The 13,331-nt window shown below is 32.8% G+C and carries 13 protein-coding genes and 2 pseudogenes; 13 read left to right on the top strand and 2 right to left on the bottom strand.

The window, feature by feature from the left end:
• Positions 1-116: 116 nt before the first annotated feature.
• The 13 genes and pseudogenes from JFT89_RS12530 to JFT89_RS30655 all read left to right on the top strand — a co-directional run.
• Positions 117-329 carry a hypothetical protein gene (locus tag JFT89_RS12530; RefSeq protein WP_002142768.1) on the top strand — a complete coding sequence of 71 codons (213 nt, stop codon included), beginning with the start codon at positions 117-119 and terminating at the stop codon, positions 327-329.
• Between the two features lie 294 nt (positions 330-623).
• Entirely contained in the window at positions 624-1,586 is a 963-nt protein-coding gene (locus JFT89_RS12525) for a hypothetical protein (protein ID WP_201040094.1), read from the top strand.
• 27 nt (positions 1,587-1,613) lie between these two features.
• Entirely contained in the window at positions 1,614-2,000 is a 387-nt protein-coding gene (locus tag JFT89_RS12520) for a hypothetical protein (RefSeq protein WP_201040093.1), read from the top strand.
• A complete protein-coding gene (locus tag JFT89_RS12515) occupies positions 1,949-2,401 on the top strand; it encodes a hypothetical protein (protein ID WP_201040092.1) in 453 nt (150 codons plus the stop codon). Before JFT89_RS12520 ends, JFT89_RS12515 begins: the two co-directional genes overlap by 52 nt.
• 576 nt (positions 2,402-2,977) lie before the next feature.
• Positions 2,978-3,718 carry a YveK family protein gene (locus tag JFT89_RS12510; RefSeq protein WP_016096294.1) on the top strand — a complete coding sequence of 247 codons (741 nt, stop codon included), beginning with the start codon at positions 2,978-2,980 and terminating at the stop codon, positions 3,716-3,718.
• Positions 3,667-4,329 (top strand): CpsD/CapB family tyrosine-protein kinase, encoded by a 663-nt coding sequence (locus tag JFT89_RS12505; protein WP_016096295.1) that lies wholly within the window; start codon positions 3,667-3,669, stop codon positions 4,327-4,329. The genes JFT89_RS12510 and JFT89_RS12505 overlap by 52 nt, the downstream gene beginning before the upstream one ends.
• A gap of 301 nt (positions 4,330-4,630) precedes the next feature.
• Positions 4,631-6,457, top strand: a complete 1,827-nt coding sequence (locus JFT89_RS12500; protein ID WP_201040091.1) for a polysaccharide biosynthesis protein — start codon at positions 4,631-4,633, stop codon at positions 6,455-6,457.
• Between the two features lie 45 nt (positions 6,458-6,502).
• Positions 6,503-7,660 (top strand): glycosyltransferase family 4 protein, encoded by a 1,158-nt coding sequence (locus tag JFT89_RS12495; protein WP_201040090.1) that lies wholly within the window; start codon positions 6,503-6,505, stop codon positions 7,658-7,660.
• The gene (locus tag JFT89_RS12490; RefSeq protein WP_201040089.1) at positions 7,645-8,754 is read left to right on the top strand and encodes a glycosyltransferase family 1 protein; all 1,110 of its coding nucleotides are present in this window, start codon (positions 7,645-7,647) and stop codon (positions 8,752-8,754) included. Before JFT89_RS12495 ends, JFT89_RS12490 begins: the two co-directional genes overlap by 16 nt.
• Positions 8,755-8,759: 5 nt before the next feature.
• On the top strand, positions 8,760-9,653 hold the full coding sequence (locus JFT89_RS12485; RefSeq protein WP_002111245.1) for a glycosyltransferase family 2 protein: 894 nt from the start codon (positions 8,760-8,762) through the stop codon (positions 9,651-9,653).
• Between the two features lie 35 nt (positions 9,654-9,688).
• Positions 9,689-10,753, top strand: a complete 1,065-nt coding sequence (locus tag JFT89_RS12480) for an EpsG family protein (protein ID WP_201040088.1) — start codon at positions 9,689-9,691, stop codon at positions 10,751-10,753.
• A gap of 6 nt (positions 10,754-10,759) precedes the next feature.
• Positions 10,760-11,908: a glycosyltransferase family 1 protein gene (locus JFT89_RS12475; protein WP_201040087.1), complete on the top strand. Its 1,149-nt coding sequence runs from the start codon at positions 10,760-10,762 to the stop codon at positions 11,906-11,908.
• A 306-nt stretch (positions 11,909-12,214) separates the two neighbouring features.
• Positions 12,215-13,030, top strand: a pseudogene (locus tag JFT89_RS30655) (DNA translocase FtsK); the annotation flags it as partial.
• Here the strand turns inward: JFT89_RS30655 and JFT89_RS12465 are convergent.
• A pseudogene (locus tag JFT89_RS12465) lies at positions 13,023-13,136 on the bottom strand (YqzE family protein); the annotation flags it as partial. The pseudogenes JFT89_RS30655 and JFT89_RS12465 sit on opposite strands and share 8 nt — an antisense overlap.
• A gap of 38 nt (positions 13,137-13,174) precedes the next feature.
• Positions 13,175-13,331, bottom strand: a 157-nt coding sequence (locus JFT89_RS12460) for a shikimate kinase (RefSeq protein ID WP_374191874.1), incomplete at its 5' end; no start/stop codon positions are given.

The following is a 13,331-nucleotide window of genomic DNA, read 5'->3' as shown; positions in this document are numbered from 1 at the left end:
AATACTGGATTATGATAATTTAAACACATGGGGCTATGTCTTAATAGTATTTAGCATAATATCGTTTGTACTAATGATTGTAAATATGATTACTCTCTATATAAAGGAGAAGAAAAATGTATAACTTTGAATCGAAGGAAGAACTAATAAAATTCGTAAATGATGAAATTGTGAATACTTCAGAGGCATTGGAGATTTTAGAATGTTCGAGGCAGAATTTAAATAAGTTGGTGAAGTCGGGGACATTAGTGCCGATTAAAGAGATGGTTCGAGATAGGTTGTTTTTTAAAAAGGATATTTTAAATAGGAAGGAACAGATGAAGAAATGAATTAAATATAGCGTATCGTAATAAAAACGCTCAAGTGACTATTAGGAATAATTTAATGCAAATAGTCAGTAGGGGCGTTTTTTAATCTGTAATAAAGTAAATTTGACTTGCTAAAAATGGTTTATTATAGAAAAAAATTGCCAAAAATTATATAATGGTTTTAAAATAAAAAAAGACATGCAGGATAAACCATACATGCCAATCATCTATATAAATTCTATTATTAATTAGTTAATTTGTCTAGTTTTATAGAATTGTGATATGGTTTCTCCGAAATACTGGGAGGGTCTGTATATGACACAATATTTTAACATACCAAAGAAGTATATTAAGAAGTTAGCATCTTTACACAATATTAAGCATTATGGAAGGGATATTAATGACGTCATAGAAGACTTAATTCAATTGAAATTAGGATGGCAATTAGAGCATCTACATAACCAATTTCGTTTTACAGATGGTAATCTTACAATTTGTAAGCCGGATTCACAATTTCCGAATAAATCAAAAGATGCATCTTCGTTTGTAAAATCTTTGATTGAAGATAAATATATAACTCAATCACAAATTGATACAGAATGGCAACCACCATTATTAAAAGAATTGAAATTATGCGCGATTTATCGTGATGGTGAAGATGTATATTTAAAAATGGTAGAAGCCAAAGATACTATTCGTAAAAGTGGATACGATACAGAACCAGGTGTGTATGCATCAACATCTTCGGCAGTTATTCACTTTGGAGATCAAGTAATAGAACTCAGATGTGCATACAATGAACGTAACAAATATAAAGATTTTATAATGAAAATTTTAGGGTATGGTCAGCCATATAAGTGGACATATACTTCAATCGTTACGAAAGATGAAGCGAAAATCATGTGTCAAATGCTTTCGGCAGGATTGGCATCTACACAAATTGCAATTCCTGCAACGGTGGGAAGTTTAGTATTTAATGGAGTGCAAAATGTTGACTTGCGAAACGATGAATGGTTTAGTAAAATTACAAAGGCAATTACAGATTTAGGATTACCCACAGATGATACTATGGATGAGGTATGTTTTTTCAAATATATTGATGAAAAAACACAGCTACCAATTGAGGTTTCATTTGAAATAAACTTAAAAAACGGTGGTTTCAAATTTAAGAAAAAAGTAACAGAAGCAGTATATGAACATGTACTAGAAGCATATATTTATGTAGCATATACTATGAGACTAGCTAACCAACAAACTGCTGTAGGAAATGAAGGCTAGTACTTTATTAGAAAGGGTGGGAATATTATGAATGTACCGGCTTTAAAAATTAATAATATTTTGGAAGACTGGGCAGCAATAATTCCCCCGATCGAGAATTTTACAGTAGAGAATGTATTGAATGCTGCTCATTTGAATCAAACGTATTATGAAGAAGTTTTTAAATATCTAATGAGATTAGAAGGGTTTATGTTGCATCCGGTTCAAATAATTCTTTGTCCGTATAATCATAAATGTCATGTTTTAGACTTTAATCAACCGATAGATTATGAAGAGGTTTATGAATGTTGGTGTTCAGATGAAGAATTTGACCCAGATAATGTCTTAATTGCATTTCAGTTTGTAGATGCATATAGAGAAGAATGCAAAAAAAAAAAGAGGATAATTCAAAAGTCGATGCTCCAACTGGCCTAGCAATAGATTTAGTTAATGGTACTAAAAAATTTGCTGAATTAGAGAAAATGGGGCTCGTTACAAGAAATAGAGAGGGGATAATTGTTGTGATTGATAACAGTATAAAAGTTGGCGGGTCTATAAACCAAAGCGCAGTAAATACAGGAGATAATGTTACACAAACAGTGAACATTCAACAAGGTGTTTCTGAAGAAGTATTTGTTAATTTGTTTAAGGAAATTGATAAAATACAAGATGAAAGTAAACGTACCATGGCAAATTTTATAGCTGAACAACTTAAAGAAGCGCATGCAAAAAAAGACAAGTCAAAAGCGAAAACAGCAATAGATGCATTAAAAACTACAATTGGGGTTACTGCATCTTTAGCAACAATTGCAAAGTTCTTTGGATTAACAATTTAAGTAATTGTTAATTTGAAAGTGAGAAAAAATTACATGATTGACATATGTATAATACAAAAAACGGCTAATTGAGTCGTTTTTTTGTATTATAGGGTTTTAATTTTATAGCTTAAACTTCACACCCACAAACCCACCCACAATTCACCCACAAAAATAAAAAAAGTGATGAATCGCTATGAAACATCACTTTTATAAAACTTTGAGAAATCAACGTTTTTGGCTCGATTTAAAACTTGATGAATCCAGAGGATATATTCCGCACGCAAGTTCACCAATGGGAACGCGATCAATATATGTCTCTATACTAAGAGAGAAAAAAGCCCTAATACTACGGTATTAGGGCTTTTTCGTCATTTATCTACAGTGAAAAAACACGAATATTGTCGCATTTTTTTTAGTGTTATCAGGAAGTAATTTAGTGAAAATAATTTGTGTTGACTCGTTCTGTATAAAGAACTAAAATGGCATTAACTAGAAATGTTTGTATATTAAAAAGAATAAAAATATTGTTTTTTTCTTAAGTTTTCGATGCCAATTTCAAGTTGAAGCTCATTGGTTTAAATGAGGAGGGAAGTTATGGATAAGGAAATAAATTTGAAAAATCTATTTACTATTATACGGAAAAGAATTTGGATCATTCTATTATTTACAACTCTCACAACAGTAGCAGGAGCGATGTATACTATATATGTAAAAACACCATTATATGCCTCTTCAGCAAGGGTTATTGTTCAAGCTAATGCTGAAACGATGAATACATTGAAAGCGATGGTAAATGAGCCTGTAATATTAGAAAAAGTGGCTGCTGAATTGAATATTAACAGATCTGCAGGTGCATTAAGTGGACAAATAAGTACAGAAAGTGTGCAAGGGTCCCAGATTATGAGAATAAATGTAGTGGATATAGATCCCGTGCTTGCTCATAAAATTGCAAATACTACAGCCGCTGTTTATAAGAAAGAAGTAGCGAATATACTGAATTTTAATAATGTGAGTATATTACCAGAAGACCCAGTTCAAAAAAATTCTATGCCTATAAATATAAATCACTTTAAGACGATACTAATTGCATTCTCTATAGGTATGGTGCTCAGTATTGGATTCATTTTTTTATTGGATTCACTTGATGAGAGAATCAAATCGGAACGGCGAATTGAACAATTGTTAGATGTCCCTGTTTTGGGCGGAATATCTAAAATGAATAGAAAAAATGTGAAAGACAAATTCAGTAAAAAAAATACGGTATTATTGGGGGAGGGAACGGAGTGGCTTACAAAAATAGACGAAAAACAAATAAAGTTAAAGGAGAAAGTATAATTGTACATACCGCTCCAAGATCGAAAATTTCGGAGCAGTATCGTTCGCTTCGAACAAACCTTCAATTATCTTCATCTATTCATAAAAGCAGAACTATAGTTATTACTTCGCCGAGGTATGGTGAAGGAAAATCAACGATTACAGTTAATTTAGCAGTCTCAATAGCACAAAAAGGTGAAAAAGTATTGGTAATAGATGCAAATTTACGAACACCAACGATTCATGAAATATTTGGAGTAGAAAATACAATCGGATTAATTGATATATTGAACGGAAAAACAACTTTAGAGGGCGCCGTGAAAAAAACAGAGATGGAAAGTCTGGATGTATTAACTAGCGGACCGGTACCATTCAATCCATCCGAAGTACTTAGTTCGAGTGCAATGGATATGTTAGTTCAAAAGGCAATGGAACGATATGATATTATATTATTTGATTCTTCTCCTGTACTAGAAGTAACAGATACAAGTGTATTGGCTGATAAGTGTGAAGGTGTATTATTGGTGATACGTTATAATCATACTGCGAATGAAGATGCGCTTGAAACGAAAAGGGCGTTAAGTTTTACGAAAAGTAGGATATTAGGTGCGATTTTGAATGGAAAAGTATAAATAACATAAATGTACTTTTTAAAAAAATAATATCCTTATATTAATATGTTCTTTATAAAGAATTTTTTAAAGAGCTACGATGTGGTGATGTCTCCTTACCGCTATCAACGGAGGCACTCGATTATGCTGTGGGTTGTGAAAACAACCTTAGATGCGAGTCATCAAGAGTGTAATGTGAGGCCGGGTTAGATGCCCATGTTTTATTAAAGTTTCTAACTATGTGCTTTTAATAAAGAGAATATAGTTAGAAACTTTAAATTTGAAAGAGTTAAGTATGGAATTGATTAAAGGAGGAAGTTACATGACGTATCGGCGGAGGATATCGTTATTGCTTTTAATGGATTCAATGATTGTGTTAAGTGCTATTTTCTTTAGTTATTTCTTTGTAAATGCTAGCTTTAGTGTTATCACTTTATCATCAATTATTAGCTCTATCACTCTATTAGTCAGTCATCATTTATTTGCTTTAATATATAAGTTGTATAATAAAGCTTGGGAATATGCAAGTATAGGAGAATTACTCATTATATGCAAAGTTGTTACATTTTCTATAATTGCTACAGCAGTTGTGCAGCAACTAATCATGCAAAAAATGTATTTTCGGCTGTTAGTTGTAACTTGGATGATTCATATTTTATTAATTGGTGGTTCACGTTTTATATGGAGAATGTACAGAGATATTTATTATGTAAAAAAGGGTGATAAAAAAAGAACGTTAATTGTTGGTGCGGGATCTGCTGGGACAATGGTTGCAAGGCAGTTGTTAAAGAATAGCGCTGCCGAATTAATGCCAGTCGCATTTATTGATGATAATGTAAAAAAACATAACCTTGATATTTGGGGTATTCCAGTAATTGGTGGTAAGAATCAAATTGAGTACGTTGTTAAAAAACTGAAAATTGAAATAATTATTTTGGCAATTCCTTCATTAAACAAAAGAGAGCAAAATGTTATTTTGAAAAGATGTTTAAAAACAGAAGTGAAAACTCAAATTCTTCCGATGTTAGAAGACTTAGTAACGGGTAAAGTATCGGTGAACGAATTCAGGGATGTTCAAGTAGAGGATTTATTAGGGCGCGATCCTGTAGAACTTGATGTGGATATTATTTCAGATTATATAACTGACAAGGTTATTTTAGTTACTGGTGCAGGAGGTTCGATTGGTTCGGAAATTTGTAGACAAATTGCAAAATTTAGGCCGAAAAAGTTGGTTTTACTAGGGCATGGGGAGAACAGTATTTATTCTATAGAAATGGAATTAAACAGAAAATATGGAGATATGGAAGGCACGTTTATTCCTGAAATCGCAGATATACAAGATGAAAAGAAGATGAATTTAATAATGAATAAACATCTTCCAAATGTTGTATATCATGCAGCTGCACATAAACATGTACCACTAATGGAGAATAATCCTGAAGAGGCTGTTAAAAATAATTTGATTGGAACTATGAATGTATCAGAGGCAGCGAGAGCACATGGAGTAGGAACGTTTGTTATGATTTCCTCTGATAAAGCTGTGAACCCGACGAGTGTTATGGGAGCAACAAAGAAATTAGCTGAGATGGTAATTCAACATAAAGATAAAATAAGTCATACAAAGTTTGTTACTGTACGCTTTGGGAATGTCTTAGGAAGTAGAGGGAGTGTTATACCTTTATTTAAGAAGCAAATTCAAAATGGTGGACCAGTTACAGTTACTCATCCTGATATGGTTCGGTATTTTATGACAATTCCAGAGGCATCTAGACTTGTAGTGCAAGCAGGTGCGTTAGCTGAAGGTGGGGAGATTTTTGTGCTGGACATGGGAGAACCAGTAAAAATAGTCGATCTCGCTAAAAATCTCATTCGATTATCCGGAAATTCCGTGGATGAAATCGGAATAGAATTTACTGGTATACGCCCAGGAGAGAAACTTTTTGAAGAATTACTAAAAGAAGATGAAGTGAATGAGAAGCAAGTTCACCCAAGAATTTATGTAGGACAAGAAATGAATGTTCGAATAGAAGAGGTAGAAGAATTCGTCTCTATATATGGAAATTTGAATGAAGCGGAATTGCGAGATAGATTATTATATTTAGTTAATCATCGCAAGCCTTTGAAAATATTAATTCCAGTATCAGGATAATGGTGTGTGAGCTTAATAAGAATAAAATAAGATGGGTGCGTGGGAATGATGTCTAAAAAAGTTCTGTTTTGTGCAACTGTGGATTATCATTTTAAGGCGTTCCATTTACCGTATATGAAATGGTTTGCAGAGCAGGGATGGGAAGTGCATGTTGCAGCAAATGGTAACATGGAACTTCCATATGTCAATCAAAAATACAATATCCCTTTTCAAAGATCACCTATTAAATCACAAAATTTTCATGCATACAAAAAGTTAATGTCGATTATTGATAAAAACAAATATAACATTATTCATTGCCATACGCCCATGGGAGGAGTAATAGCGCGTTTAGCTGCTCGAAAATCAAGGAAGAAAGGAACGAAAGTCGTATATACAGCACATGGATTTCACTTTTGTAAAGGGTCACCGTATATGAATTGGTTACTCTATTATCCGATTGAAAGAATTCTAGCTTCTCATACGGATTGCTTAATAACAATTAACCAAGAAGATTATGATTTAGCAGTTAAACATCGCTTTCCAGTGAAAGATATCAAGCTAGTTCACGGTGTAGGAATAGATGTACAACGGTTTACTTCTGTAACTGAAATTGAGAAACAAGAATTAAAGCTACAATGCGGCTATAAATCACAAGATTTTTTAATGTTTTATGCTGCTGAATTTAATAAGAATAAAAATCAAAGCTTTTTAATCCATGTATTAGCACAATTGAAAAATGAAATTCCACATGCAAAGCTTTTGCTTGCCGGAGAAGGTCCGTTAATCGAAGAGTGCAAAAAAATAGCTACTCAACTGGGAGTAAGTAACATGGTTCATTTTCTCGGTTATAGAAATGATATTGCTTCCTTACTGCAGATGTGTGATCTTGCAGTTGCATCCAGTTATCGGGAAGGCTTGCCAGTTAATATTATGGAAGCCATGGCTTGTGGTCTTCCGGTTGTAGCTACTGATAACCGAGGGCATAGGGAATTGGTAATAAATAATAAAAATGGTTGGATTGTCGATCGTGATGATATAAAAGCGATGGCTGACAGGATAAAGGGTATTTCTATAAATCCCCAATTATTAGCTCAGATGGGGCAGTATGGACGTACTATTATTGAAAATCAATATTCAGTCAATGAAGTGTTAAAAGAGAAACAAGAAATTTATACAACATTCATGGGTGAAATGGAGGAGTTAAGGTGGGTACTCCATTAAGAGTATTACACGTAGTCGTAAATATGAATAGAGGCGGCGCCGAAACGCTAATTATGAATTTATATCGCAATATAGATCGTTCCAAAGTTCAATTTGATTTTTTAACGTGTAAAGAAGGAGTGTTTGATGAAGAAATAGTAAAGTTAGGCGGGGAAATTCATAGAATTCCATATATCACAAACGTTGGACATAGAGGATATATAAAGGTACTGGATGCTTTCTTTACCTCTCATCAAGAATATAGAATTGTACATTCACACATGGATAAAATGAGCGGATTTGTACTTCGTTCTGCTAAGAAGGCGGGAATACCGGTTAGGATTGCTCACAGTCATAATACTAGTAGTGAAGGAGGAATTGCGGCAAAAATCTATAAATGGCATGCAGGAAAATCTATATCTACATGTGCAACACATTTGTTAGCATGTTCAAATGCTGCTGCGAGATGGTTATTTGCAGATAAAGCTGATACAGCCAAAATCTTAAAAAATGGAATTGATTGTGATAGATTTTTGTTCCGTCCTGAAATAAGAAAACAAGTAAGAAAGGAATTACAAATTGAACAGGAAGCTTTTGTTATAGGTCATGTCGGAAGATTCGCTTATCAAAAAAATCATACCTATCTTATAGATTTATTTGCTCAGTTAACTCAATTCCGGCCAAATTCAATACTGTTATTAGCTGGTGAAGGGCCGCTTCGCATGGAAATTGAAAAAAAAGTAAAAGATTTGAATATAGAGAAGAATATAAGATTTCTTGGGGTACGAGGTGATATAGAACGTATACTTCAAGCATTTGATGCATTTGTTTTTCCATCTATTCATGAGGGATTACCAGTCACACTTGTAGAAGCGCAAGGGGTTGGTTTACCTTGTATCATATCGGATACTATTACGAAAGAAGTGGATTTGGGAATGAATTTAGTTGAACATTTGCCTCTAACGGATAAAGTGGCTTGGATAGAAAAAATGAAAAAATTAGAAACTAGTAATTTCTCGAGGAATATATCAGCTCAATTATTATTAGAAAAAGGATACGATATTAAGCATACGGCAGAATTAACCCAAGATTTTTATTCCGTACTTTCGAGGTGAGTAATTTGGAGAATTTAACGATTTTCACCCCTACTTATAATAGAGCGTATTGTCTTCAAAATTGTTATGAGAGTTTAAAACGTCAAACATGTAAGGGTTTTGTATGGTTAATAATAGATGATGGATCTAGTGATAACACAAAAGAATTGGTGGATAGCTGGATTGCTGAAAAACATATCAAAATTATGTATCATTGGCAACAAAATCAAGGGATGCATGGTGCTCATAATACAGCCTATGAAATGATTGATACGGAGTTAAACGTTTGTATTGATTCTGATGATTACATGCCAGATGATGCTGTAGAAAAAATCCTTTCTTTTTGGAATAGTTATGGGAATGATGAAGTTAGTGGAATAATTGGACTGGACTTGTATATAAATGGGCAAATAATTGGCTCAAAGTTACCAGAGGACCTTAAATACTCCACGCTTTTTGATCTTTACAACAAACATGGTGTTACAGGTGATAAAAAATTGGTCTATCGCACAGAATTGACTAAGAAATATCCATACCCAATTTTTAAAAATGAAAAATATGTAGGATTAGCATATAAATACTATATGTTAGATCAACAATATGAGATGTTACTAATGAACGAAGCACTTTGCTATGTTGAATACATGCCTGACGGTTCATCAATGAATATGCTAAATCAATATCGTAAAAATCCAAGAGGTTTTGCTTTTTATCGTAAGGAACTTATGAAATTACCATTTACTAATCGAGTATTCAAGTATAGGCAAGCTGTACATTATGTATCCAGCAGCTTCATAGCGAGAAATAAAAGATTTATACAAGAGTCGCCATGCAAAGGTCTGACGATTTGCGCATTACCATTGGGGATTATTCTTTATAGTTACATTACAATGAAAACAAGAATGGAAGTAAATATATAGGAATTTACTTAGTAAGTAAATGAGAGGACATAATAATGACTATACTTTGGATGAATCTTTTTATAGTATTCATACTCGCATTTTTTGCAAGGTATTTTGCTATGCCGGTGACCTCAGAAATTGTGATGTTAAAGCCGAATCGGTTCTTGATTTTAATGGCGACTACCTCTCTTGTATTAGTATCTGGTTTTAGAAATAATATTGGTGATACGTATTTTTATATGCATGCTTATAAAGTTACTGATTTTAATTTGGGATATATTCAAAGTAGTAAGGATGTTGGGTTTAGCATTTTACAAATGATTTTAAAATTGTATACGGATGATCCTCAAGTTCTTATTTTTATAACAGCTTTAATAACAAATATATTAATAGTAGCAGTTCTATATAAATATTCAAGAATGATTGAGTTAAGTTTATATGTATATATAGCATCAGGTATGTATTTAGTTTCAATGAATGGATTGAGACAGTATTTAGCAGCAGCAATTATTTTTACCGCCACAAAATATATTTTAGATGGGAATTGGAAAAAATATTTTTTAATAGTTCTGTTTGCATCTACTTTTCATCAAAGTGCTCTTGTATTGATTCCTATTTATTTTGTAGTTCGGCGAAAAGCTTGGTCGACAATAACATTTATACTACTCTTTCTTGCGGTGCTTATTGTGATAGGATTTAATCAATTTGCAGAAGTTTTTTTTGCAACTATAGGGGATACTCAATATGGATATTATAAGGATTTTCAAGAAGGGGGAGCTAATATTCTTCGAGTTGTTGTGGAAGCAACTCCGCTCATCCTTGCTTTTATCGGGAGGCATAAACTAAGAGAGCTTTTTCCGAAGAGTGATTACATCGTAAATATGGCATTATTAGGTCTAGTCTTTATGATTATTTCAACTCAAAATTGGATTTTTGCTAGATTCTCTATATATTTTGGATTATACCAATTGATATTGATATCGTGGGTTATAAAGGTATTTATTGAAAAAGATCAAAAGTTAATTTACTATGCAGTAATATTATGTTATTTTGTTTACTTTGTGTATGAACATGTTATTACTTTAGGAATAGTTTATAAGAGTAATTTTTGGGGGTAATTTTTAATGTGTAAACTAGAACGACCTAAAAGAGTGTTGCATATCGTTAGTGCGATGGACCGAGGGGGTGCAGAGGCACTGTTAATGAATGTGTATAGGAATATAGATAGAGAAAGAGTACAATTTGATTTTGTTTCCCATAAAAGTGAAGAATGTGATTATGATAAGGAAATAATTGCATTGGGTGGAGAAATATATCGAATACCTAGCTTAGGTCGGGTAGGTCCCCTTTTATACATTAAAGAGCTTGTTAAGGTAATGTCTAGTAATCAATATGTGGCAGCACATGCACATACTGATTATCAAGGGGGATTTGTTGCTGTTGCTGCCAAAATAGCTGGTATAAAAATAAGGGTTTGTCATTCACATAGTAATAATTGGCCAATAGGATCTGGGGTGAAAGGGAAAGTTTTGTTGGGCTTTTTACGAACAATTATTACTTATGCTGGAACGAATTATTGTGCGTGCAGTGTTGAAGCTGCACGCTTTTTATTTAATAAAAATCTTGGTAATACAAAGGTAAAGATAGTGAAAAATGCAATAGATACTAATCAATTTGTTAATGTAGATATACTGGATAGTAATAAAGTAAGAGAAGAATTCAACATACCAGTTGGAGCGAAGGTGATTGGTCATATTGGCCGTTTTTCTGCATCTAAAAATCATATTTTTATGTTAAAGGTGTTCAAAGAGGTATTAAGGTCTGATTCGAAATTTATACTTGTTTTAGTAGGGGATGGTCCGTTACAGGATTCTATTGAGTTAGAGGCAAAAAGCTTAGGTATCTATGAAAAAATTAGATTTTTGGGGGTAAGAAAAGATATTCCGAGAATTATAAGGATGTTTGATGTTTTTCTTTTTCCATCTTTATTCGAGGGATTCGGTATTGTGGCATTAGAAGCACAATGTGCGGGGGTACCATGCGTAGTAGCAAATACAATAACTAAAAATGTAGATATGGGTTTAGGAATAATATCATTTATTAGTTTAGATGAAAAACTGGAAAGATGGTCCGCAGAAATTCATAGAGCTTTATTAAAAGAAAAATTGAATACACAAATAGTAGTTAATAAAATTTCGGAATTAGGTTTTGATATTAAGAGTAATATTCCAGATTGGTTATCATTATATGGATTAGAGTATAGGGAATCATAATTCATTGTAATTATTTATATACAATGAAGGCTATTATTATGAAATTTTACAATAAATTGGGTGAGGGATTAGAAAATGAAAAAGAAAAAAATTCTCATTACATCATTTGATATGGCAATTGGTGGAGTAGAAAGAAGTTTAATCGGTTTATTGAATACAATTGACTATAGCAAATATGATGTGGATTTGATGTTATTTAAACAAGAAGGAGAGTTTCTTTTTTTGTTGCCTAAAATGCCTAATTTGTTAAAGGAAGTAAAACAATATACTACTTTTAGAAAATCTATCAAGCAAATATTACAAGAAGGACAAATTAGTTTTCGTTTCTACAGCCGTATTCCAGCTTTACATGTGAAAAATGGGAAACTTTTCATTCTAATTGCTTCACACATCGCAGTTGATATCCAATTCTTATGGTTTGCAACTGCTCCTATCCATGCAAAGGTTATCCCTTATCTCACGGATAAAGCAACGCATGTTAATTTTGGTGAATATCAGGCAGTAGGCCATGTATTAACGGGGAATTTCCACACATTAACCATGATATTTGTGTTTTTACCTACTGTATTTATGATCTTGTTTACTCTTTGGTATAGCGGGCATATTGTTCGTTACCGGGAAGAAATTTTAAAATGGGTACAAAAATATGAGTACAAAAACCACAAGTTACAAAAATGGTTTAATAGTCAGGAACAACAAATATATCCTGATGTAGAAATTGGTCCTCATATTGAGCATAAAGAAATGGTTCGTATCAAAGGGAAAGATAGAACATTAAATGGAATCATTATTGGTCCAATTGGTTCTGGTAAAACATCTAGTTTAATCATTCCAATGATTAATCAAGATTTACACTGGATGGTACGTTTCATTAATAAGTTCGAGAATGCTTATAAAAAAAATGATTATGATATGGAAGAAGTAAAAGGGACGTTTTTAAATGGTGTCACTGTTATTGAACCGAGTAATGATTTATGTCAAAAAGTATTTAAGTTAGTACAAGCACACAAAATTCCTGAAAGCTCTGTTTACTATATTGATCCAACTAACCCTGATACAAAAAACATAAACATTCTGCGTGGACCAGTTGATAAAGTAGCAGAGGTTTTCGCAATGGCTCTTTCTCCGCACGACGTTGTTGTTTCTGTTGTTTTCGATCCTCTTTTGGAGCATCCATATATGACACAAATTGCTGTGTCACAAAGCGTACATAATCATTAGTAGACATATTATCATCACCTCTACTTGATTAGTATGTCCACTTTTTTATTCATTAATCTTTTGCTTTAATTCATTCATAATTTGCTTTACCGACTTATTTGTCGTATCGATATGAATATCAGCCTCTTCATAATAAGCTCGGCGCGATTCAAATTTCGTTATAAATGCATCTATATCTTTCTTCTGAAATAGTGGACGTCGT

This window comes from Bacillus sp. TH25 (assembly GCF_016650935.1).
GTDB classification, from domain to species: Bacteria; Bacillota; Bacilli; order Bacillales; family Bacillaceae_G; genus Bacillus_A; species Bacillus_A mycoides.
This window is presented reverse-complemented; position numbering and strand designations above follow the sequence as displayed.

Bases quoted from the DNA above. Each gene is read 5' to 3' on its own strand.
- JFT89_RS12530 (WP_002142768.1), top strand. From the start codon at position 117: ATGTATAACTTTGAATCGAAGGAAGAACTAATAAAATTCGTAAATGAT.
- JFT89_RS12525 (WP_201040094.1), top strand. From the start codon at position 624: ATGACACAATATTTTAACATACCAAAGAAGTATATTAAGAAGTTAGCA.
- JFT89_RS12520 (WP_201040093.1), top strand. From the start codon at position 1,614: ATGAATGTACCGGCTTTAAAAATTAATAATATTTTGGAAGACTGGGCA.
- JFT89_RS12515 (WP_201040092.1), top strand. From the start codon at position 1,949: ATGCAAAAAAAAAAAGAGGATAATTCAAAAGTCGATGCTCCAACTGGC.
- JFT89_RS12510 (WP_016096294.1), top strand. From the start codon at position 2,978: ATGGATAAGGAAATAAATTTGAAAAATCTATTTACTATTATACGGAAA.
- JFT89_RS12500 (WP_201040091.1), top strand. From the start codon at position 4,631: ATGACGTATCGGCGGAGGATATCGTTATTGCTTTTAATGGATTCAATG.
- JFT89_RS12495 (WP_201040090.1), top strand. From the start codon at position 6,503: ATGATGTCTAAAAAAGTTCTGTTTTGTGCAACTGTGGATTATCATTTT.
- JFT89_RS12480 (WP_201040088.1), top strand. From the start codon at position 9,689: ATGACTATACTTTGGATGAATCTTTTTATAGTATTCATACTCGCATTT.
- JFT89_RS12475 (WP_201040087.1), top strand. From the start codon at position 10,760: ATGTGTAAACTAGAACGACCTAAAAGAGTGTTGCATATCGTTAGTGCG.